The sequence below is a fragment of the Burkholderia sp. CpTa8-5 genome (assembly GCF_017815045.1).
Lineage (GTDB): Bacteria > Pseudomonadota > Gammaproteobacteria > Burkholderiales > Burkholderiaceae > Burkholderia > Burkholderia sola.
The window spans coordinates 39,632-60,019 of sequence record NZ_JAGIQD010000017.1; the positions used below are offsets into that span (position 1 = coordinate 39,632).

At 67.5% G+C, this 20,388-nt stretch carries 16 protein-coding genes and 2 pseudogenes; 4 read left to right on the forward strand and 14 right to left on the reverse strand.

Annotation, left to right across the window (positions count from 1 at the left end; translation table 11 throughout):
- Positions 1–39: 39 nt before the first annotated feature.
- Both J8I35_RS23590 and J8I35_RS23595 read left to right on the forward strand, forming a co-directional pair.
- Positions 40–249: a hypothetical protein gene (locus J8I35_RS23590; RefSeq protein ID WP_006765597.1), complete on the forward strand. Its 210-nt coding sequence runs from the start codon at positions 40–42 to the stop codon at positions 247–249.
- A gap of 123 nt (positions 250–372) precedes the next feature.
- Positions 373–828: a molecular chaperone Tir gene (locus J8I35_RS23595; RefSeq protein WP_209927255.1), complete on the forward strand. Its 456-nt coding sequence runs from the start codon at positions 373–375 to the stop codon at positions 826–828.
- A 118-nt stretch (positions 829–946) separates the two neighbouring features.
- On the opposite strand, the gene J8I35_RS23600 is transcribed toward J8I35_RS23595, so the two are convergent.
- Positions 947–2,248: a type II/III secretion system family protein gene (locus tag J8I35_RS23600; RefSeq protein WP_348522279.1), complete on the reverse strand. Its 1,302-nt coding sequence runs from the start codon at positions 2,246–2,248 to the stop codon at positions 947–949.
- A gap of 122 nt (positions 2,249–2,370) precedes the next feature.
- Positions 2,371–3,141 carry a response regulator transcription factor gene (locus tag J8I35_RS23605; RefSeq protein WP_175753326.1) on the reverse strand — a complete coding sequence of 257 codons (771 nt, stop codon included), beginning with the start codon at positions 3,139–3,141 and terminating at the stop codon, positions 2,371–2,373.
- A gap of 119 nt (positions 3,142–3,260) precedes the next feature.
- Between J8I35_RS23605 and J8I35_RS23610 the strand changes: the two are divergent.
- Positions 3,261–4,334: pseudogene (locus tag J8I35_RS23610) on the forward strand (transposase).
- Between the two features lie 84 nt (positions 4,335–4,418).
- Here J8I35_RS23610 and J8I35_RS23615 read toward each other — a convergent pair.
- Both J8I35_RS23615 and sctC read right to left on the reverse strand, forming a co-directional pair.
- Positions 4,419–5,627, reverse strand: coding sequence for a PAS domain-containing sensor histidine kinase (locus J8I35_RS23615; protein WP_080334123.1), 1,209 nt, complete (start codon positions 5,625–5,627; stop codon positions 4,419–4,421).
- 40 nt (positions 5,628–5,667) lie between these two features.
- Positions 5,668–7,431: a type III secretion system outer membrane ring subunit SctC gene (gene sctC, locus J8I35_RS23620; RefSeq protein WP_124554039.1), complete on the reverse strand. Its 1,764-nt coding sequence runs from the start codon at positions 7,429–7,431 to the stop codon at positions 5,668–5,670.
- Positions 7,432–7,540: 109 nt separating this feature from the next.
- Here sctC and J8I35_RS23625 point away from each other — a divergent pair, with 109 nt between their 5' ends.
- The gene (locus tag J8I35_RS23625; RefSeq protein WP_027782676.1) at positions 7,541–8,641 is read left to right on the forward strand and encodes an ATPase, T2SS/T4P/T4SS family; all 1,101 of its coding nucleotides are present in this window, start codon (positions 7,541–7,543) and stop codon (positions 8,639–8,641) included.
- A 106-nt stretch (positions 8,642–8,747) separates the two neighbouring features.
- Here J8I35_RS23625 and pilV read toward each other — a convergent pair whose 3' ends face one another.
- The 10 genes and pseudogenes from pilV to J8I35_RS23675 form a co-directional block, all read right to left on the reverse strand.
- Complete coding sequence (gene pilV / locus J8I35_RS23630; protein ID WP_209927262.1) at positions 8,748–10,451, reverse strand: shufflon system plasmid conjugative transfer pilus tip adhesin PilV; 1,704 nt, start codon at positions 10,449–10,451, stop codon at positions 8,748–8,750.
- Complete coding sequence (gene pilM, locus J8I35_RS23635; RefSeq protein WP_050011165.1) at positions 10,444–10,923, reverse strand: type IV pilus biogenesis protein PilM; 480 nt, start codon at positions 10,921–10,923, stop codon at positions 10,444–10,446. Before pilM ends, pilV begins: the two co-directional genes overlap by 8 nt.
- A gap of 52 nt (positions 10,924–10,975) precedes the next feature.
- Complete coding sequence (locus J8I35_RS23640; protein ID WP_209927264.1) at positions 10,976–11,530, reverse strand: type 4 pilus major pilin; 555 nt, start codon at positions 11,528–11,530, stop codon at positions 10,976–10,978.
- A 102-nt stretch (positions 11,531–11,632) separates the two neighbouring features.
- Positions 11,633–12,709: a type II secretion system F family protein gene (locus J8I35_RS23645; RefSeq protein ID WP_050011167.1), complete on the reverse strand. Its 1,077-nt coding sequence runs from the start codon at positions 12,707–12,709 to the stop codon at positions 11,633–11,635.
- Positions 12,699–14,483, reverse strand: coding sequence for an ATPase, T2SS/T4P/T4SS family (locus J8I35_RS23650; protein WP_209927266.1), 1,785 nt, complete (start codon positions 14,481–14,483; stop codon positions 12,699–12,701). Before J8I35_RS23650 ends, J8I35_RS23645 begins: the two co-directional genes overlap by 11 nt.
- Positions 14,484–14,487: 4 nt before the next feature.
- Positions 14,488–15,057 (reverse strand): type IV pilus biogenesis protein PilP, encoded by a 570-nt coding sequence (gene pilP / locus J8I35_RS23655; protein WP_245170390.1) that lies wholly within the window; start codon positions 15,055–15,057, stop codon positions 14,488–14,490.
- A gap of 7 nt (positions 15,058–15,064) precedes the next feature.
- Complete coding sequence (pilO2, locus tag J8I35_RS23660) at positions 15,065–16,381, reverse strand: type 4b pilus protein PilO2 (RefSeq protein ID WP_050011170.1); 1,317 nt, start codon at positions 16,379–16,381, stop codon at positions 15,065–15,067.
- Between the two features lie 25 nt (positions 16,382–16,406).
- A complete protein-coding gene (locus J8I35_RS23665) occupies positions 16,407–18,146 on the reverse strand; it encodes a PilN family type IVB pilus formation outer membrane protein (RefSeq protein WP_209927270.1) in 1,740 nt (579 codons plus the stop codon).
- Positions 18,146–19,438: a toxin co-regulated pilus biosynthesis Q family protein gene (locus J8I35_RS23670; RefSeq protein ID WP_245170391.1), complete on the reverse strand. Its 1,293-nt coding sequence runs from the start codon at positions 19,436–19,438 to the stop codon at positions 18,146–18,148. Before J8I35_RS23670 ends, J8I35_RS23665 begins: the two co-directional genes overlap by 1 nt.
- Before the next feature lie 406 nt (positions 19,439–19,844).
- Positions 19,845–20,172: pseudogene (locus J8I35_RS23675) on the reverse strand (transposase); the annotation flags it as partial.
- Between the last annotated feature and the right edge of the window lie 216 nt (positions 20,173–20,388).

Below are 20,388 nucleotides of genomic sequence, written 5' to 3' on the forward strand. Positions count from 1 at the left end.
GTGCTTTTTTCATCACTTTCTTGATAAGGGGAATACATCATGTCTTCATCGATCGGAAGCTCGGGCGTCTCGCAAGCCGGTTCGCAAAACGCCGACATGGTCGGCCAGATGCAGGCCATGGCCAACCAGAACAACGCCATGACGATGGCCGCCATGCAGATCAACATGCAGCAGCAGGAAACGTCGGCGCTCGCTTCCGTCGGCAACAACGGCGCGAAGAACATCGCCGACGCCGCGAAGGGCCAGTAAGCCACTCGCGTTGCCGCGGTCCGTTCGCGCGAGGGGCACGAAGGCGGAAAGCCCGGCTTTCCGGCTACGTGCCCCCGCTTTTTTGCCAGCGGGCCGCCCTATTTTCGCCGGAGATTGCCGCCCATGAGCAGGGAACGTTTCGTCGAGTTGATTCACGAGGTTTGCGCGGTGGTCGGGCTGCCCGACGCCGAGTATGTCGTCGAGACGCAAACGCTCGAGATCGAAGGGTTCGACGTCCATCTCGACCACCACGAGGCCGACCCCGATTCGGTCTATGTCAGCTTCCATTACGGCGCCGTCACGCCCGGCCGGTCGCTCGTCGTTTTCCGGCTCATGCTCGAGGCCAACCTGCTCGTCTACGCGCAGGACCAGGCGCAACTGTGCCTCGAATCCGATACGGGCAACGTCGTGCTGCTCGTCCATCTGCCGATGGGCCCGACGATCACCGGCGATTATCTCGCCGATCTCTTCTCGCACTACGCCGAACACGGCCGCTACTGGCAAAACAACATCCTCGAATCGCCCGACGAAATGTTCGAGGGCATTGCGTCGGGCAATTTCATGTGGCTGCGGGCGTAGGCGCACCGCAGGCAAGGGGCGCATCCGCGGGCATCGACGCCTGGCCGGCCATCGCAACCGTTCGTACACGGCACGTCGCTTCACGCTCACGCCATCGCGGGCGCTCGCCCGCTCGGCGCTATGCCGCCACGCGCGGTATCAGCAAGACGAAGCGGCGACGCGTGCCGCCCTCTCCCGCACTGCCGGAACCGGTATCGTCCGCGCGACGCTCGACATCGCCCCTGTGCCGGGCCGGCCCCTCGATGACGAGGCACTCGCCCGGCGCCAGGCTTTCGTCGACGGCCCGATAGCGGCGCGCATCGCGGCGACGCCCCAGTTCCACGCGCAAGCCGATACGCGGCATCGACGCGGCGCCTTCGACCGTCGGTGCAATCGAGAGCCAGAGATCGCGGGCGCCGTCATCGGGCAGGTCATCCTCATCGCGGCGTGCGAGACGTGCCTCGTGGCGGTCGATGACGGCCGGCGAGCGGTCGTGCGTGAGCGCCGTTTGCGACACCTCGATTTCGGCGCGGCCGCTGCTGGCCAATGCCTTGAGCTGCGCGAGCAGCGCGCGGCCGCCGTCGGGCGCGATACCTGCATCGCGGTGCGCGCGCGCGTCCGCCGTCGCCTGCTCCGCGCCTGCCCCGTCGGCCATGGCCGGCGGCAGCGCGGGCCGCAACGCGTCGAGCGCGTCGCCATCGACATCCACCACCCACGTCTGGACCGATACGAGCTGCGCACGCACGTCCAGGCTGGCGACGAGCGCGCCGTCGGCGTCGATACGCTCGGCCCGATCGCGTATCAGGATGGAATTCGTCGTCGCATCCGCTTCGATCGCCGGCAACGCCGCATCGAACTCGACGATCCGCGGTGCATCGGCAATGGCGGTCCCGTTCGCCACGGCCGGGCGCTCGAAACGGCGCCGCAAGAGCGTGGCCACACCGGGCACGACGAGCGTGCGGCCATCGACCACGCGCGTTTCGTCGGCGGCATTCGCGGCACTCAGGCGAAACACCCGCACGGACAGACGCACGCGCTCCCGCGCGTCGCGCTCGAAGCGCTCGGCCGCGACACGAATACGCTCCACGTAGGTCGCCGGCCCGCGCACGTTCACCGTTTGCGCGGCGGCATCCACCGCCAACGGGAAGTGCGTATCGGCAAGACCTGCCTGCTCGAGCGACGCACGCAGCGCATTCGCCAAAAGGAAGTGAGGCCGGATGGCGACATGCGCCTGCTCGTTCGCGGGCGACACATGCAGGACCGCACCGTCGTAGTACCAGACGAATCCGTACGAACGGCTCATGACGTCGAGAAAGCGCTGCGGCGGCATCGCGAAACGGCCGCTCACGACGCCCTCCACTTGACCGTCGATGCGCAGCGCAACGTGCTGCCCGGCCGCGAAGGCATTCAGCACCTCCGCGAGGCCCGCGCCGTTCGTCACGTAGACGAAGCGGGCGCCGGGGCCGCCGGCCCACGCGATGCTCGCCGCCTGCGCATGCAGGGTGGCCGCGCAGACGAAGGCAGCGACGGCGCTACGCGCGAGCGCTCGCATCCGTGCCGCGCTCATGCGGCGCCTTCCGGCGACGCACCGGCGCCTGACGCATCGGCGCCCGACTGATCCGTATCCGGCTTGAGGGTCAGGCGGTAACCCGTCGCATAGACCGATTGCACGGTCCAGCCGACGCCGGCCGCCTTCAGGCTCGCACGCAGGCGGCTCACGTACATGTCGACGGAGCGGCTTTGCACGGCCGCATCCCAGCCCCAGACCACGCTCATCAGGTCCTGCCTCAGCACGACGGCGCCCGTGTGCCGGGCGAGATGCCAGAGAATGTCGAACTCCTTGGTGCCGAGCTTGTGCGCCACGCCCGCCACCACGAGCGAGCGCGCCTGCTGATCGAGCGCGCATTCGCCGTCGACGAACATCTTGCGGCCCTGCACGTTCATCGGCGCGAAGCGCCGCAGCAGCGCGCGCATGCGCGCGAGCAGCACCTGCCGGTCGTAGGGCTTCACGAGATAGTCGTCGGCGCCCGCATCGAGTATGCGCACGATGTCGGACTCCGCCGAGTGCACGGTCTGAAAAATCACGGGCATGATCGATTGCGAGCGGCTGCGGATCTTCTGCAGCAGCTTGTCGCCGGAAACGCCCGGCAGATCCCAGTCGAGAATCGCGAGATCGGCCCACTGCTCCGACAGAAATTGCTGCGCGTCGAGCCCGCTGTGAAAAGCGTCGATGTGGTAGCCCTCGCTCTTGAGCCAGGAATGAATGAGCGCGTGGTGCGCGACGTCGTCCTCGACGAACAGAATGCGTACGGGTTTGCCTGCAAGCGATTTCATCAGAATTTGCTCCGAGAAACCCCGCCATTTCCCCCGAGGGGACTTCCTTCGGGGCGGATGGTGAGAAGGAAAGGCGTGCTGTTGACAGGCAGCTTCTTCCACGAGTTAGGATCACCGGCATGATCCTTGTCTACCGCTACCGCGTGAAGTCGCTCAACGGGCTGCTCAACAAGCAGAGCCGCGCGGTGAACTACGTCTGGAACTTCTGCAACGACACGCAGAAGCACGCGCTCAAGTGGAGCAAGAAGTGGCCAACGGGTTTCGATCTGAACGTGCTGACGACGGGGAGCAGCAAGGAACTCGACATCCACTCCGGCACGGTCAACGCGACGTGCGAGCAATACGCGAAATCGCGCAGTCAGCACCGACGCCCCTACCTGCGCTATCGCGGCAGGAAATCGCTGGGCTGAGTGCCGCTGAAGGGCCGTGACCTGAAGCGTGAGGGTGACGCGTTCCGTTTCGCCGGCAATACTTTCCGTGTGTTCAATAGCCGACCGCTTCCCGAAGGCAAGATCAAGGACGGAACCAACTTTGCGCAGGATGCGCGTGGTAACTGGTTTCTGAACATCGCGATCGAGATGCCCGATGTGCAGGCCCGCCCGGTCCGTTCCGGCGTGGGCATCGATCTCGGCCTGAAAGACTTCGCCACACTTTCGACCGGCGAGAAGCTGCCCAATGACCCGTTCGGTCGACGCGCGGCGGAAAAGCTGGCGAAAGCGCAGCGGGCGCGAAAGCACAAGCGGCATATCGCGAAGCTGCACGCCAAGGTCGCGAATGCCCGCGCCGACTTCCAGCACAAGCTCGCGCTCGATCTGGTGCGGCGTTTCGATTACATCGCGGTTGGCAACGTGTCGGCCGCAAAACTCGCCAGAACCAGGATGGCGAAGAGCGTCTACGACGCATCCTGGTCGTCCTTCCGAAACAAGCTCCGCTACAAAGCGATCGCGCACGGGGCCACGTTCGAGGAAGTCGACGAAAGCGGTTCGACCCAGTCCTGTTCGTCGTGCGGGTCGAAAGACAGCACGACGCGGCCGAAAGGTATCGCGGGACTGAGAATAAGAGAGTGGGCCTGCAGTGACTGTGGTGCCGAGCATGATCGAGATACCAACGCTGCGTTGAACATTCTCCGATGCGGACGTGCATCGCCAGGTGTGGGAATCCGCCGCCTTCAGGCGGCGGAGGACGTCAAGTGAAGCCTTGGTTCTGACGGCCGCGCGGGAGCCGGCGCCCACTCCGCGCAACGCGTGTCAAACGAATACGGGCCGCGCGCTGGCGCCTCACTCGCCGCGCGCCGCGCGCAACGCGCGGTCGGCATCGACGAGCGACGTCGCGTGCGGCTTCGCGGCGACGGGATTCAGGCACGGCAGACGCAGCACGAACACGGTACCGCCTTGTCCGTTGAGCTCGGCGTAAAGCGCGCCGCCGTGCATGCCGACGATCTGCACGGCGAGCTTGAGCCCGAGACCGAAGCCCGTTGCCGTCCGCTTGCCGAGCTTCTCGAAGTCGGTCAGCCGATCTCCCGCGACGAGACCCGGCAGCCCGCCCGCGCGATCGTCGACGACCACCTCGGCGAAACCGTCCGCCTGCCGGATCGACACCGTCACCGCCTCGCCGCGCGGCGACGCGCGAACGGCATTGTCGATGACGTTCTGGACCGCGCGCGCCACGAAGTTGCGCATGCCGCTCACCCAGAGCGGCGCGCTGTCGGGCAGCCACAAGTGTAGCGCGACGCCGCAATAGACGGCGGTGACCTCCAGCTGCGAGATGATCTGGCGCAGCGTCGCGCGCAGATCGAACCGTTTGAAGTCGCGCGCCTGCAAATGCTCGGTTACCGACGAGAAGATGAACTGCTCGCCGAGCGAGAGCACGTACTGCGCGAGCGCGGTGATCTGCTGCATGCCGCCGCAACGCTCGAACGCGTCGGGGTCGCTCGCATCGAGCTGCGTGAGCGCGCTGATCGAATTGAGCGGCGAGCGCAGATCGTGCAGCAAAAAGCGCAGCGACATCGCTCGCTCGTCGAGCGAGCGAGCGAACGGCGTCACGTCCGTCACGGCGATGACGGATTCGCCCGCCCCCGCACCGGCGCACGCACCGGCGGGGCCCGCCTGAATCCAGAAGGTCGAATCGTCCACGCGTACCTCGCGGCCCGCTTCGAGATCGCGCAACCGCGGCACATCCGTCATCTCGAAGCGCTCGCTCAGCGCCACGCTGAAATCGACGCCCGCGGGCAGCGTCATCGCCAGCATCTCGAGCGCGCGCGCGTTCGCGTGGACGACCGCGCCCGCGCGATCGAGCACGATCACCCCGCACGGCAGCCCGCGCAGCGTGCCGCGCAGGCGGCGCGCGTCGTCGTCGGACAGGCGGCGATCGGCGGCGCCCTCGCCGCATGCGTCGGCGGGCAAGCCCGATTGGGCGGCCCGCGGCTCGGACTGCTTCCCGGGCTGCACGTCGGGCAGCGAATGCGGCTGGGTACGGGATTCGTTCACATGGCCTCCTGCATTCCCCGGGGCGGGCGGTTGCGGTGCATCACGGCGAGATGACGCGCGGCGACAGCAGGAAGAGCCGCTCCATGTGGCTCTTCTGGCGGTTGTCGGTCCTGAAGAGCGCGCCGATCAACGGAATCTTCGAGAGCCCGGGCACCCCGGTCACGCCCATCGTCGCGCTGTCCGCGCGATAGCCGGCGATGAGCAGCGCCTGCCCCTCCTCGATGAACGCCTGCGTGTTGATCGTGCTGTTCTGGATCACCGGCAGGTTGCTGACCGTCTGATCGGTGAGCTGGCCGTCCTGAATCGCCACGTCGAGCTTGATGCGCGTGCGCCCGTCCTCCTCCACGACCATCGGCAGCACACGCAGCGAGATGCCGGTCGACACGCTGTAGAGATCGCCCGACGTGTATCCCGACACCGGCACGAAAAACTGCGTCTGGTTGTCCATCACGGCCTCGATGTTGTTGAGCGTGACGACCTTCGGGCTTGCGTCGATCTTGGCGGCCTTCGTCTGCTGCAGTGCCGAGATGCGCGCCATCAGATAGCGGCCGGCGTCGCCGAGCACGGCGGCCACCGATGCGCCCACGGGCGTCGCCGCCGCGAGCATGTTGCCCGCCAGCGCCGTCTGGCCGAAGTTCTGGGAGAGCGTGCCGTTGTAGGTGCTCTGTGCGAGCGTGCCGGTACCGGTCTGCACGTCGACGTGGCTGTTGTGCGCGGTCCAGTCGACGCCAAGCTGATGCAGCGCGTCGTCGTCGATCTCGATGATGTGCGCCTCGATCTCGATCAGTTGCGGTTTGACGTCGAGGCGATCGATCAGTTTGCCGTACTGATCCATCCGGTCGGCCGTATCGCGAATCACGACGGAGTTCGTGCGCTGGTCCGCGACGATGACGGGCAGTTGATCGTCGCTCGCCGGCGCCGTGCTCGTGTTCTGCGGCGGCGGCGGCTCGCCCACCGCCGCCGCCACGGCCGGCGACGGCTGCCCGGTGAGCCCGGCGAACATGCCCTTGCCGGCCGCGCCCGACGGCACCGGCGGCGGTACGTACGGGCCGTTGTACGCATTGCCGTTCACGTCGTTGATCGGCGTGGTGCGCTTCACGCCGCTCGCCGCGCGGCCGCCCTCGCCGCGTTTGTCGGCGGCCTTGGCCGCGCCCGGGTGGTAGATGCCGTTGAGCACGGCCACCACGCCCTGCAGCGTGACCTGCTGGCCGTCGATGGGCACCGTGCGGTCGTGCGCCCACGCGTGATAGAGCGGAAAGACGCGTACCTGCGTGCCGCTTCGATGCGCCGCGTTGTTGTCGAGCCGCGAGGCCACGTTCGTCACCATCTGCACGTAGCGAGGCGGCCCGCTCACGAGCGCCGTGCCCTGCGCGCTGTCGTAGACGATCGGAAAGCGCTCGTCGGCGATGCGCAGACGGTCGAGCGCATCGCGCAGCGCGCCCGTATCGGCCGAATCGAGCTTCACGAGCGTGCTCTGCAGTTCGGCGGCCGTCGTGATGTCGAGCACTTCGCCGTCGTAGTACCACACGAAGCCGAACGACGCCGCGAGCGTATCGAGAAAACGCCGCGGCGGCAGATGGAACTTGCCGCTCACGGTGCCGCTCACGTCGGCGGCGATGCGCGTGGGGACGCCCTGACTCGCGCCGAAGTCGCGCAGCACGTCCTTGATGTCCTTGCCCTGCGCTTCGTAGTCGACGCTCGACGACTTCCAGCGCACGGCCGCCGCCTCGGCGACGGGGGCGGTCGCCCCGAATGCGAGCGCGGCGGCGAGGGCCACGGTGCCCAGTCGGCGAGCCCAGTTCATGACGCGCCGCCCGCGATGAAGCGTACGCACCGCCACGCGGTGCTTCTCCGACACATCGACAAAGTTTTCATGTAAGTTCCGACTATCTTTCATAGGAAGGGCATTGACGATGAACGCTCCGAGTCACGAACGTCGCGACCTGACGCGCGAGATTCTCGAATTGATCGACCTGCGGCAGACTTTCACCGACATCCATATCGAGCAGGACCGGCCGATCATGATCAAGGCGCCGCGCGGGTGGCTCGCCGTCGGCGAGGAGCCCGTGCTCCACGACGAAATGCTGCCCACGCTGGCGTCGATCGAACCGGACTGGGAGGCGCAGCTTCAGCACGGCGCGATCGATCGCCCGTTCGTGCTCACGCGCTGCCGCCTTCGCTGCAACATCTACCGCACCAATGGCGGCCGCAAGCTCGTCATCTCGATCCGGCGCCTGCCGCTGCAGCCGCTCGCGCTCGACAAGCTCGGCCTGCCCGCCTACGTGCGCTCGATGATCGACAGCGCCAAGGGGCTGATCCTCGTGACGGGCCCGACCGGCTCGGGAAAGACGACGACGATCGCGTCGCTGCTCGAGCACATCAACCGCACGCGCAACAGCCACATCGTCACGATCGAGGAGCCGATCGAATACGAACTCGAGGGCCGCACGTCGATCGTCTCGCAGCGGCAAGTGCCGACCGACACGCCGAGCTTCTCGGCCGGCCTGCGCGAGGCGCTGCGGCAGAAACCCGACGTCATCATGGTCGGCGAGGTGCGCGACCCCGAGACCGCGGAGACGGCGCTGCAGGCCGGCGAATCGGGCCACCTCGTGCTCGCGACGATGCACACGGGCAGCGCGATCGGCACGCTCACGCGGCTGCTGTCGTTCTTTCCGGCCGAGCAGCGCGAGCGCTATGCGGCCGCGCTCGCGAACTGCCTCATCGGCGTGATCTGCCAATGCCTCGTGCCGACCGAGGATGGCGAGAACTTCGTGCTCGCGAGCGAACTGCTCTTCAACAACAATCAGCAGATCAGCGGCCTGCTGACCGATCCGGGCAAGCTGCCGTACCTTGCCGAGTTCATGAAGCGCAAGGAAGACAACATGTCGCGCATGCTCAACGATCACCTCTTCAGCCTCGTATCGAAGCAGCAATGCCTGCCGCGCGACGTGCTGCGCGCGACCTACAACCGGCTCGAGCTGCACGAAATGCTGCAGACGCTCGCGCCGCACTGAGCCCGCGCGAAGGCGGCGCCGGCGCGATGGCGCCGCTTTCGCCGGTCGCGCCGTGCGTGGCCGTGCTGCGAAGGTGTGCGGTATGGATAGGCTCACGGTCGGGCGCTCAGTAGTAGGAGTTGATCGTCCAGCCCGCCGCGACGGGCGTGTTCCAGACCGTCTGGCCGGACTCCCCGCAAAAGCTGCTGATCCACGGCGTCGTGATACCGGCGTACGTCGCCCAGTTCGTCGTCACGACGATCGTGTAGGTGCCGGGCGTGCCCGCCTGGGACAGCGCGTTGTTGATCCCGCCCGAATCGTCCTGAAGCGTCGGCGTCTGGCTCTCCGTATGTCCGAGGTTGTGGTTGCCGCCGTCGGTGATGTCGATGCTCTGCGAGAGCTGCCCCCGGTTGCCGGTGGGGCCGTTGCACATGCCGTCGTTCAGGTGCGCCCAGGTGGACGCGACGATGATCCCCGGCTTGGTGAGGTTGACGGTCGTCCTGAACGTATACGAGTACGTACCGTTGCTGCCGTTGTACGAATAGGCGCCCGACTGGAAGTTCGTCGCCGGCTGGCCCGTGCAGGCCGAGTAATCGCCCGCGCCGTTCGGGTTGGCCATCACGAGCTGACAGCCCGTGAGCGACGACGCCGGCTCGATTTCGCTTTGCGTTTGCCACCTGCCGCCGCGGCACGACAGCACGCGTCCGTTCGCATCGGTGGAGACGAGCGTCGTGCTCGCCGACGCGGGGGCGATGGCCGAATTCTGCGGCGCGGGCGGGCATGGGTCGCCGACGGTGTGCGCGTTGCCGAGCGCGAGATTGCCCGCTTCGTCCACCGCCAGCGCCTGCCATGTGGCGCCGTGGTACGCATAGGCCCGATTCGTCGCGGTGGTGAGCCGCACGTCGCCCTGATGCGCGGCAACGCCCGCGAGCGCCGCTTCGTCGGCCACCGGTTCGCGCCAGTGATAGGCCGCCTGCGGCACCCAGAGGTTCTGCGTGCCGTCGCAATTCAGGACGTTGCCCGACGCGTCGGCCGCGATGGCGCCGGGCTGCGTGCAGGCGGCATAGTCGATCTGCCGCGCGAGCACGATCGGCACTTGCATCGTGTTCGCCTGCGGATTGCCCGGCACGGCCACGCGGTACAGATAGTCGACGTTCTGCGCCTGCGTGCCGTCGTAGAAAATGAGGCTCGCGAGATGGCCCGTGCCTGTTTTTTTGTTGGTGCAGGATGTATTCGCCGGGTTCGGCGTATCGATTTTCCAGGTGCCGAAGGCGCCGGTGGCCGCGCCGTTCGCATTGTTCGTCGCCTGGATCGAACCGCCGCCCGGGCCGGCGTTCGCCGCGATGTAGCCGAGTTCGGGATCGGGAATGGTCCGGCCGCCCTCCGTGACGAGCAGCGCCTGCAACGCCACCGGGTTGGCGCCGCCCGGCGCCGCGTAGACGAGCAGGCACGGCGCCTGACCATAGGGGTTCGTGCCGCCCAACGCATTCGGAAGGTAGGTCGACAGCTGATACGTCGAGCCGGTCATTTTCGCGATCACCGGCGAGGTGGTCGTGGCCTGGGCCGCGAGCGCCGTGTAGTTTTGCCGAATGAGCCGCGTGGCGGCCGCCGTCAGCTGCGATTGATAAAGCGCGGCCTGCTGCGCGCGCGTATCGTCGAGCGACGAGTTCGTGAGCGTGACGAGGCCCGCCATCATCAATGCGGCGAGCGCAAGCACGGCCAGCATCTCCACCATCGTGAAGCCGGACATGCGGCGAGCCGGCCGCGCGCGGGGGCCGCGGCGCCGCATGCCGGTGCGGGCAAGGGTGCGGGTGCGGGTGCGCTCAGTCATACGCTTGCGCCATCCATACCGGCATGCCGTTCGGGATCGCGTTCGCCAGTGCGGCCGGCAGCGGCACCGCCGGGTTGCCCGGAGACACGAGGTTGGCGCCGAGCGCCACGCCGGCCAGCGCCGAGCCCTGCGCAATCTGCTCGATACCGTCGACCGCGGCCGCGGCCGACGCGGATGCCGCATAGACCACGACCAGGCTGCCCGCATAGCCGGCATTGGGTTGGACGTAGTTCCGCCACATCGGATCGGGAACGGTCGCCCCGAGGGAGGGCGCGAGGCTGGCCGCCGGCACGCTGCCGGCGAACGACGGGTTGGCGCGCGCGAACGCCACCACGGCCTGCCGGTAGGCGCTCATGTTCGCCGCGAGCGCCATCGCCGACGGCGCGAGCGGTGCCGGCGCCGCCTCGGCGCCGAGCAGCGCGTAGGCACCGGTCAGCATCGCGAAGGCGGCGACGATCCAGATCAGGAACATGGCGGGCGGCTCGTGGCGTCAATCGGGGCGAAGGCCGGTACTCGGGCCGCGATCAGGCGGAGGTCCAGATAATGTCCTTCGCACCGCCGGTACACGCCGCCTGAGCGGCGGCAGGCGTTACCGGCACAGTTTGCGTCGCACCGCCGATAGACACGGCCGTCCACGTTCCGCCAGCCGATGCCGCGTTGATGCAGACGTCCGTCGGCACGGAAGCGAATTCGATCGTGAAGGTGCCGCTGCCCGTGCCCGTCACGGTTACCGCGCCACCCCACGCATCGGTAACGGTATTTGCCGCTGTGTCGATGACGAGCGTCGTCGGGATGATGCCGGCGGCAATGGCGACGGTCGTCGTCAGCCCGTTGTAGCCGTTGGTCTGCCCCATATACAGCTTCTTGACGCCGGTCTGGATGGCCGTCACCTGCTCGGCGGTCTGATTCGACGAAGCACTGCCGAATGCGCCGCGCAGCAGCGCAATGGCGCCGATGACGACGATCGCGGCGATCCCGAGATAGGCGATTGCTTCGAGCAGCGTGGCGCCACGCTGCATGCGCCGCGACCCGCGGCTGCCCACCCGGGCGCGAATCGATGCGACGGTCTTGACATTCATGTTGCTCTCCTTGGTTTCCTCAATCGGCACTGAAGAAAGACGTGCCTCTCCTTTCGACACCCGTTCGTTCGCACTGCGCCTACACGTCATTACACGGCACGCTCAATGCAGACTCCGGGCCAAAGCCGCAATTTCCTGCTGAATTCCGAAGAAGCCGCTGATCAGCCACGACAGCACGAGCGCGAGCACGACGATCGCCGCGCCGTTGACCACGCGCATCTGCGCCTCGATCGTCTCCACGCCGTCGGTCATCCATTCGTTGGCGATCGCGTGCAGCGCCTCGGCGAAGCCCTTGTATTCGGCATACACGCACAGATCGTCGACGATCTCCTCCGAAGGAAACCGGTAGCCGGCGTTCTTCATCGCCTCGCCGACGTTGAGCCCCGATTTCACGCCGAAGAGCATGTCGTCGATTCGCCGCCTGAGCCACGGCTTCGCATCGGTGGCGAGCCGCGCGAGCGAGCGTTCGACCGTGAAGCCCGCCGCCTGCAGCGACGAAAACGCGACGAGAAAACCGCAGCCCGTGATGAGCCGATAGATCGAGTAAGGCGGGTAGCGGTCGAGCCAGACCCGCACGTTGCCGGACCAGCGCGGCATCGAGTAAAAGAGCGCCGCGACGAGGATCGCGAGCACCACGAGGCAGTAGATCATGCCGCCCTGCACGAACCGGGACAGCTCGTAGAGCGACTTCGCCACGCCGTGCCAGTGCTCCGGGTTCACGATCGACGCGAAGCGCGGAATCACGAGCTGGCCGAAGAGGTACACGTACCCGATCGTCATCGCCACGATCACGCACGGGTAGGTCAACCCGCCGACGATGGCCGTGCGGATCCGGCGGCTGTACTGCACGACGTTGCACACGTTCAGCAGCGCGGCCTCCAGGCGCCCCGACTGCTCGCCGGCCATGACGATCATCTGTTCGGTATGCGGCACCCACCACGCCATTGCCTCGGCCAGCATGCCGCCGTTTTGCACGACGCTGCGCCAGTCCGCGAGCGTCAATGCCAGCGGCTCGTTCGGCTTGCGGCCCTCGTGCGACGCACGCAACTCGAGTTCCTCGAGAATCTTGAGCAACGGCAAACCGTTCGCGAGCATTTTCGCGATCTTGCGATAGAGCCGCAGGCGCGCCTGCGTCGTGAGCTGCAGGCGCGCCCAGCGCCGGTTGAGCTCAAGTGCCATAGCCGCTCCCGAGCGGCTGCGGCCGCCCCCCGCTGCCCGGCATGAACGGGCCGACCACGCGCTCCGCCATGCGCGGATCGACGAGGCCCGCCGCCACTTTTTCGAGCGCGTGCTGCGCGACCGTCTGCCCCGCGAGCTCGCCGAGCCAGTACGCGTGCGCATCGGGCTTGCGCCCGGCGCGCAGCAATTCGCAAAACGTCGCGTCGGTGCGCACGACCTCGGCCACCACGGTCCGGCCGACCGTGCCGTTCTTGCAATGCGCGCAACCGGGCCCGGCCACGCGCACCGCGTCGAACCGCGCGCCGACGGCCCGCTTCACGCGCGCGACGAGCCCCATGTCGAGCTGCGCCATCGACTCGGCCAGCGGGCGCGAGCAGTGCGGACACAGCAGCTTGACGAGCCGCTGGCTGATGAGCCCCGTGACGAGCGATTCGTCCGTCACCATCGCGATCGGCAAGCCGAGATCGACGAGACGGTCCACGATCGCGAGCGCGCCGTTCGCGTGCACCGTCGTCCAGACCTGATGGCCCGTCATCGCGGCGCGCAACGCGCTTTGCGCCGATGCGCGGTCGCGCACCTCGCCGATCATGATCGTATCGGGATCGAGCCGCATCGCATTCGCGATCGCGGCGGCGAACGCGAGCGAGCGCGCCTCTTCCGTCGGCGCGTTGACGACGGGCGTCTGCACCGCGCCCTCGATCGGGTACTCCACCGGATCTTCCACGGTGATGACGTGGATCGAGCCGGCCATCTCGCGCAGTTGCTTCGTCAGCACGCGCTGCAACGTCGTGGATTTGCCCGAGCCGGTCGGGCCGCTGATGATGTTCATGCCGTGCGGCTGCTGCGCGAGCAGCTCGAACGCGTTCGCCTGCGCCACCGTGAAGCCGAGCTCGGTCAGGGCCGTCGCCTCGCCTGCATCGTTGTAGAGCAGCCGCAGCACCATGACACTGCCGACGCTCGTGGGCGCCGTCGCGATCCGCACGCCGAAAAGCCGGTCCGGCAGCTTGTCCCGATCGCCGATGGCCGCGTCCTGGCGCTCGTTCGGCTTGTAGGTGTTGTCCGATACGCTCGACATCGCCGCATAAAGCGTGGCGAGCAGCCGCTCGCCGTACTCGCGCGTCTGCTCCGACATGCGCACGAGTTCGTTGTGGATGCGAAACAGAATCTCCGTGCTGAAGCGGTTCACACGGATATGGATATCCGACGCACGCGCATCGCACGCCCGCGCGATCAGGTTCTTCGCGACGACCTGCATCTGCGTGTGATCGATGCGCTCGGCGCTGCCGTCGCGGCGCGGGCCCTGATAGCTGCGCCTGATCGCATCGAGCGCCACGAGCCGCGTCGTATAGCGGCAATTGAGCCGTTCGAGCCTCGCGCAGTACGACAGCACGAACGGATTCATTTCGTGCCCTTCGGCCACGAGCAGCGTGCCGTCGTCGAGCAGGCAGAGAAACTTGCGCTCCTCGTCGCTCGCGGCGAACTCGCCGCTGTCGGAAAGCGGGCGCGCCACGGCGGCGAGCGGCAGCGCCTGCCCCGGCGGCTGGCTTTGCGACGCCGTTTGCGCGGGCTGCACCGAAGCGGCGGCGGCAGCGGCCACGGCGCTCAGCACCGGCTCGCGCGCCCGCGCAACGGGCGCGAGCGCCGGCGCGGCCGGGGCCGCGGGCTGAACGTGCGTCACGGACGGATCGGTTTCGATCGGCTTCACGGCGCGCGAGAGAATCAGCGGCGTCACGCTTTTGGGCGTCTTGCCCGGCGGTGTCGGAGACGAACTCATCGCGTCACCTCGCAGACATCGGCAAAGCAGGCAGCGTCGGCACCGGCGGCACGCCGGGCGAGCCTGTCGACGCTACGCTGCGCGCGGGCTGCTGCCGCGCGCTCGCGGAGACGGTCAGCGTCGTGCGCCGTCCGTCTTGCGATGCGAGGACGATCGCACCCGGGCGAACGGCCGCCACGCGCATGCCGTTGGGCAGCGTATCGCCGGGCCCGACGTCGAACTCCGCGCCGTCGCTCGTCGCCACCGTTGCGCCGAGCCTCTTGCCGAGCCCTTGTGTCGCCACGAGCGACACGTCCGAATACGACGAGACGGTACTGCCCATCCGATGCAGCGCTTCTTGCCGCTCCGCCACCTGCGCCTGCGCGTCGAGCTTTTTCAGCTGGGCCTTGAGGATCATCGTTTCCTCTTGTAGCCGCATCAGTTCGTTGGCTGCCTGCACGGCGGCCGGCGTCGGAACGACGTTCATGCGCGGCGCCGCTTCAGCGGGCGCGGCGGCCGTGGCAGTTGCGGCGCCGGCCTCGCCGAACGCGGCCAACGGCCACGCCCCGCAGCAGGCGAGCACCAGTACGGTCAATGCAGCGTCATTTCTCATAGAGCACTCCGTCGAGCGTCCACTGCCCGGATTTGTATGAAAGCGTCTCGACGCGCACACCCGGCTCGTCGAGATACCTGATGAGGCTGTCGGGCCGCACGTCGTCCAGTTGCGCCGACATGCGCCAGGTCTGCCAGCGCGGCGCCGGGGGCGGCTCGCCGCCCGGGTGCAGGCGGTCCAGCGTTTGCGAAGCGAGGCTGCGCTGCGGCGCGCTTGCCGGCTGCAGCGTGAACGTCAGGCCGATGCCCAGCAACTGGAAGGCGGAAAGCATGCGCAAGCGCACGCCGCGCACGCCCTCGAGCACTTCGTCTCCCCCCACGGGCAATGCCAGCGGCTCCACGTAGCTCGCATGCTCGCCGTTGCCGTCGATCGTCGCGCGCGGCTCCGCCGCCATCAACATCGCCACGTTCGATCCACCCCGCGACCAGCTGTAGCTGACGTTCGACGCGCGGCAAACGTAGTCGTCGAGTTCCCAGCCGCCCGGCGCGAGGTGCGTGAAGTGATCGAGGCACGCGCGAACGAACGCATCGGGCCGTGGCTCGCTGGCCCACGGGTGCGGCGCTTCGGGCGGTGCCGCGGGCTTGGGCGGATGCAGCGCGAGCTCCGCGCGCATCCGCTCGAACGCCTGCTGCCGCTCGAGTTCCATGCGGTGGCGCCGGTACGCGACGATGCCGGCCGCCACCGCGGCTGCCACCACGATCGCAGCGGCGGCGATCAGCACCTCGCGCCGCGGTGCGCGCCGCGAGACACGCGACAGATTGAGCCAGCGCGGCAAATGCGGCTTGCCGCCCCGCCGCGGGATCATGTCCTCGATGCGCCGCGCGTAGAAGTTGTGGAACCCCTGCACTTCCAGCTGCGGATCGCCGATGACGACGTTCCAGCCACCGAGGCTGTAATCGCCGTGCAGCCGCTCGAACACTTCCTCGCTGGAACCGATCCAGTCGCCGTTCGGCAAAAACGCGCCGTCGCGCACGGCGAAGTAGGCCCAGCGCCCGTCGGGCAGATGAAACGCGCCGAGCCAGTTGGGCGCCGGCTGCTGGCGTCCGTCGTAGAACGCGCCTTCGGCCGCGATCGTCTTCGACACGAGCGCGCCGAGCGACGGCAAGCCCAGTTGCGCGCCCTCGCGCGTGCTCGCGAAACCCGCGCCCGCGAACGTGCGGTCGATACGCAGCACCATCGCATCGAAATTCAGGCGCGCGGCGAGTTCCACGGCCTCCGCGCGCAGCGCGTGCCGGCGCGAGAGCGATTGCCAGAAAAGGCCGCATATGAAACGCTGGCGGCCGATCTGGATGACTTGCGTCGCCATGACGGTTCCTGTGCCCGAGCGCGCGTCAAGCGCCGTTGATCGCGATCGGCGACAGCAGGATGACGATCACCTCGCGCGTGCCGGACGCGTTGAATCCGCCCATCGCGTAGTTCGACGGATGGCCGACGCCTTGCCGGTTATCCAGATCGGTGATGCCCTCGTAGCCGCTGATGACGAGCGTCTGCCCCGACTTCACCGCGATGCGCTGCAGGAAGTTGCGCGTATCGACGGTCGGCAGCTGGATCTGCTGGTTCGCCGGGCCGAACGGCGCAAGGTTCACGAGCGACGAAATGTTGCTGTAGAACTGCATCATGATCGTGCCGTCGTCGAGGATGTGCGGCAGCACCGTGAGGTTGAAGCCGGTCGTGATCGTGCCCGGCGTGAGCGACGTCTGGCTGCCGACGTTGACGGTGTTGGTCGTCGAGATCTGCGCGAGATAGCCTTGCTGCTCGGCCACCTGCACCGGAACGGGCTGATCGTTGAGCGTCGTGATCGACGCCGAGGTCTTGCGGTGCACCGTCCCCTGGGTCGAAAGCGCATCGATGATGGCCGTCGTGCTCGAGGCGCGGCTCGACGGTGTGATCACCGTGGCCGAGAGCTCGCTCGGGTTCTGGATCATGCTCGTGAACGCGGTGGTGATACCGAACTGCGTGCCGAGCGCCTGATAGACCGCGTGCCAGTTGATGCCGTAGCTGTCCTGCGCGGAAAGCGTGACCGAGAGCACCGTCACGTTGACGAGCACCTGCCGCGCGAGCACGCGGTTTTGCTGCTCCATGAACTCGCCCACGCGCTCGAGCACATCGGGCGTATCGGTGACCGAGATCGAGCCCGTGGCGGGCGAGGTGATGACCGAGCCTACCGGAGAGAGCATCGCCTTGATCGCCGTCTGCAAGCCGTTGTACACCGAAAGCTGCGCGTTCATCGTGATATTCGCGGTGTTGTCCGACGACACGGAGGGCGAACCGGACGTCCCGCCACCGCCTCCGCCTCCGCCGCCGATGCCCGCGCCGCCGGCGCCCGATCCGCCCGCCCCCGCGCTGTTGCTCGACGCGCCGCCGCTGTTGCTCGCCCCGCTCACGACGTTCGTATCCAGCTTCGAGTCGCCCGGAATGGCGACGACCTGATAGACGCGCGTGGCCGTGTAGAAGAAGACGATCGCGCCGTCCTCGTACTTCCAGTAGACGCCGAAGCGAGCCGATGCCGTGTCGAGCAGCCCGCGCAGCGTGCCGCCGGAATACGCGATGCGCACGGGCGAGGATACGCTCGGCACGCGCGCGACCACCGTCGCGGCGCTCGTGCTCGGTGCAGGCCCCTGCAGCAGGCCGGGGGGCAGCGGCGGCACGCCGGGATAGGCGCCGGCGCCACCCGTATCGACCGCGGTCTGCGTCGCGCGCGCGGCCGCTTCGCTCGTGCCCGGCGCAACCTTGGCCGGCAGGTGCGCGAGGCGCGACATGCGATCGGCGAACATGCGCAGCGAATCGACCGTGCCGTCGAAGCTCGCCGGCTCGTCGAAGAGCTTCGGCAGCGTCGATTTCGTCGCGAGCTTGATCGTCTTGCCCGAAAGCCAGAGTTCGTCCTTGACGATGACGTCGTCACTGCCCGGCACCGCGCGGTTGTCGCCGTTCGAGAGCTTGCCGAGCAATTGCCCCGCACGCGCGGTATCGGCCTGCGAGCTGCGCTCGATCTTGTCCAGGAGACCGGTGCACCCCGCGAGCAGCGACAGGCTTGCGGCAAGGATGACGAAAGGACGACGGAGGACGCTCATCAACTTGCTCCTTTGGGAACGACGCGCATGACGCGGTTGCGCTGGTACAAGACCACCTGGATCGGCACCTGCGAGCCGGCGAGCGCATTGGTCACCTGACGCAGCGCTTCGGCGAGCGTGCCGTGTATCGTGGCCGTCGCGTCGACCTGAAAATCGGTCGGCACGTCCCAAATGAATTGCCAGCCGGCTTCGCTCGCCCAGCGCGCGAGCGCGTTGCGCACGGAGCCGTCCGACAGGCGCATCTGCCACTCCGTGCGCTCGGGCGGCGCCGCGGGTGCGAACGCCGGCGTGGCGGTGGGCGCCGACGACGGCGCCGGCGAGCCCGGGCCGGACGCCCATTGCGTAGCGGCGAGCAGCGGGGGCTCAATGGCGTCACGCTTTGCCGGCGTGGGTACCTGCGCTCGCGGCGGTGCTGAAACACGTGCCGGTGCCGATGCCGGCATGGCCGGCCCGGCTGCCGGTGCGGGCGACATCACCAGAGCGGGTGCGGGTGCGGGTGCGGGTGCGGGTGCGGGTGCGGGTGCGGGTGCGGGTGCGGGTGCGGGTGCGGGTGCGGGTGCCGGTGCCGGTGCCGGTGCGGGTGCCGGCACGAGCGGGACCGCCAATGCTGCCGCGTGTGTGCGAGCCGATACCGGTGTTGCGGGCATCGACGTCGAAACGCGCGCCTGCGCCACGGTCTGCGCCTGTCCAATGGCAGGCCCCGCCGCGGGAGCCATCGCCGCCGCGCCCGTGGGCAAGGTGGAAGACGCATTCGTGGCGGCACCGTTCATGCGCGACGCCGCGCCGGCCGCCGCCGGGAAAGGCTGCGGCGCGTCAACGTTTGCGCGCCGCGCGTGCGCAGTCACCGAGAGCAAGCGCATATCCGTATCGATGCGCGCCTGCAGCGCGGGATCGACCGACAGCACCTCGCCGAGCGCGTGCACGACCGACGAGCCGGCGCGCCAGCTCACGGGCGCGTCGGCCCATGCGCCCGCGTTCGGCACATTGATGCTGTAACTCGTCGGCATGATCTGCTCGAGCGCGCGCAGCAACGGAACGTCATGGCCGCCCGTGCGCACGACGCCGCCCAGGCGCTGCCCGCCGTCGACGATGACTTGCTGATCGGAAGCGTGCGCGACCGTGCAGGCGAACCAGACGCCGCCCAGCAGCGCCCGAATTGCCGGCGGCATCGCCGCTATCCAGACATTCGCCCTCGCCCGGCTCCACCGCTTGTCGCTCACGCACCTCGGATGCGCCGGAAGCTCTATTTTTTTTGTTGCCACGTTCTTTTCAATCTGCTTGAACCATGCCAATAGCCGCCCTAAAAGCAGTACCGAAAGGCGTCAGGAATTCGAAAGAAATTGTGTAAGAAAACAGTAACGACGCGTAAGGATATCACTACAGATCAATGGGTGTTTACGGCAAAGCACACCGCGCCTTTAAGTAAAAAAATACTCTCGGAAAATCGTTCTTTCTCGGCCGGCATGGATGATACAGGCACTGGCGCGAACGCGTCGTCCTCGCGGCACAATCCCCGCCCAGCAAGGCGCTGCGGCCGCTTCCACGTATTTTTTGGACGTTTTGACGCGAATCACGGAATGGCCGCCCGTGGAAATATGCCAGATACAATGATGTGCTATGGCGCCGTTCGCGGGCGAGTCGCCAATTGGGTGCCGTGCGCGAGGTATCCGGAATTCCGCGTGTGACGCGGATTGAGATTCAAACTCCAATGTTTAATCGTTCTGGATAAACAAGCGCGAACCGATTCATGGCGCGCTTCCAATCGTGCCGGGAACCGGTTCACCTGGTCAGGACGTTGCGCAGCGCCATCCAGATCCGTTCGAGCGCTGCCTCATCCGCCGGGAAGCGGTCTCGACCGTCGTTTCCGGGAAGCCCTTCAGGCCGTCGACCACCGCGATCAGGATGTCCTGCACGCCGCGCAGTTTCACGTCGTCGACCGCGCGCAGCCAGAACGCGCGCCTTCGGTCTGCCGGATCCATAGACCGAACACGTCCCGCGTGCCATCGCCGTGCACCGCGCCAGCTACCGCACCGCGGCAACAAACGTAACAAATCACCAAACAATCGCGACGCAGGCCTGCCGCTCGTGCGTGAAAGTCCGCCGCGGCGCCGCCCTCTCCGGCCACCGCCGATGCCGAACCGAAGGTAACAAACCATCACAAACACGCGCTTAAATCGGCCCGCGATGAAAACATGCGCTCACGGCTTCACGAATCGTTTCACGCCGCTTAACGCATCGCTCA

Coding starts and splice junctions, on each gene's coding strand:
- pilM (WP_050011165.1), bottom strand. CDS start 10,923: ATGTTCCTGATCTGGATCGTCGCCGCCTTCGCGATGCTGACCGGTGCC.
- J8I35_RS23645 (WP_050011167.1), bottom strand. CDS start 12,709: ATGGCACTTGAGCTCAACCGGCGCTGGGCGCGCCTGCAGCTCACGACG.
- pilV (WP_209927262.1), bottom strand. CDS start 10,451: ATGACTGAGCGCACCCGCACCCGCACCCTTGCCCGCACCGGCATGCGG.
- J8I35_RS23595 (WP_209927255.1), top strand. CDS start 373: ATGAGCAGGGAACGTTTCGTCGAGTTGATTCACGAGGTTTGCGCGGTG.
- J8I35_RS23605 (WP_175753326.1), bottom strand. CDS start 3,141: ATGAAATCGCTTGCAGGCAAACCCGTACGCATTCTGTTCGTCGAGGAC.
- J8I35_RS23650 (WP_209927266.1), bottom strand. CDS start 14,483: ATGAGTTCGTCTCCGACACCGCCGGGCAAGACGCCCAAAAGCGTGACG.
- J8I35_RS23640 (WP_209927264.1), bottom strand. CDS start 11,530: ATGAATGTCAAGACCGTCGCATCGATTCGCGCCCGGGTGGGCAGCCGC.
- J8I35_RS23590 (WP_006765597.1), top strand. CDS start 40: ATGTCTTCATCGATCGGAAGCTCGGGCGTCTCGCAAGCCGGTTCGCAA.
- J8I35_RS23625 (WP_027782676.1), top strand. CDS start 7,541: ATGAACGCTCCGAGTCACGAACGTCGCGACCTGACGCGCGAGATTCTC.
- sctC (WP_124554039.1), bottom strand. CDS start 7,431: ATGAACTGGGCTCGCCGACTGGGCACCGTGGCCCTCGCCGCCGCGCTC.
- pilO2 (WP_050011170.1), bottom strand. CDS start 16,381: ATGGCGACGCAAGTCATCCAGATCGGCCGCCAGCGTTTCATATGCGGC.
- J8I35_RS23665 (WP_209927270.1), bottom strand. CDS start 18,146: ATGAGCGTCCTCCGTCGTCCTTTCGTCATCCTTGCCGCAAGCCTGTCG.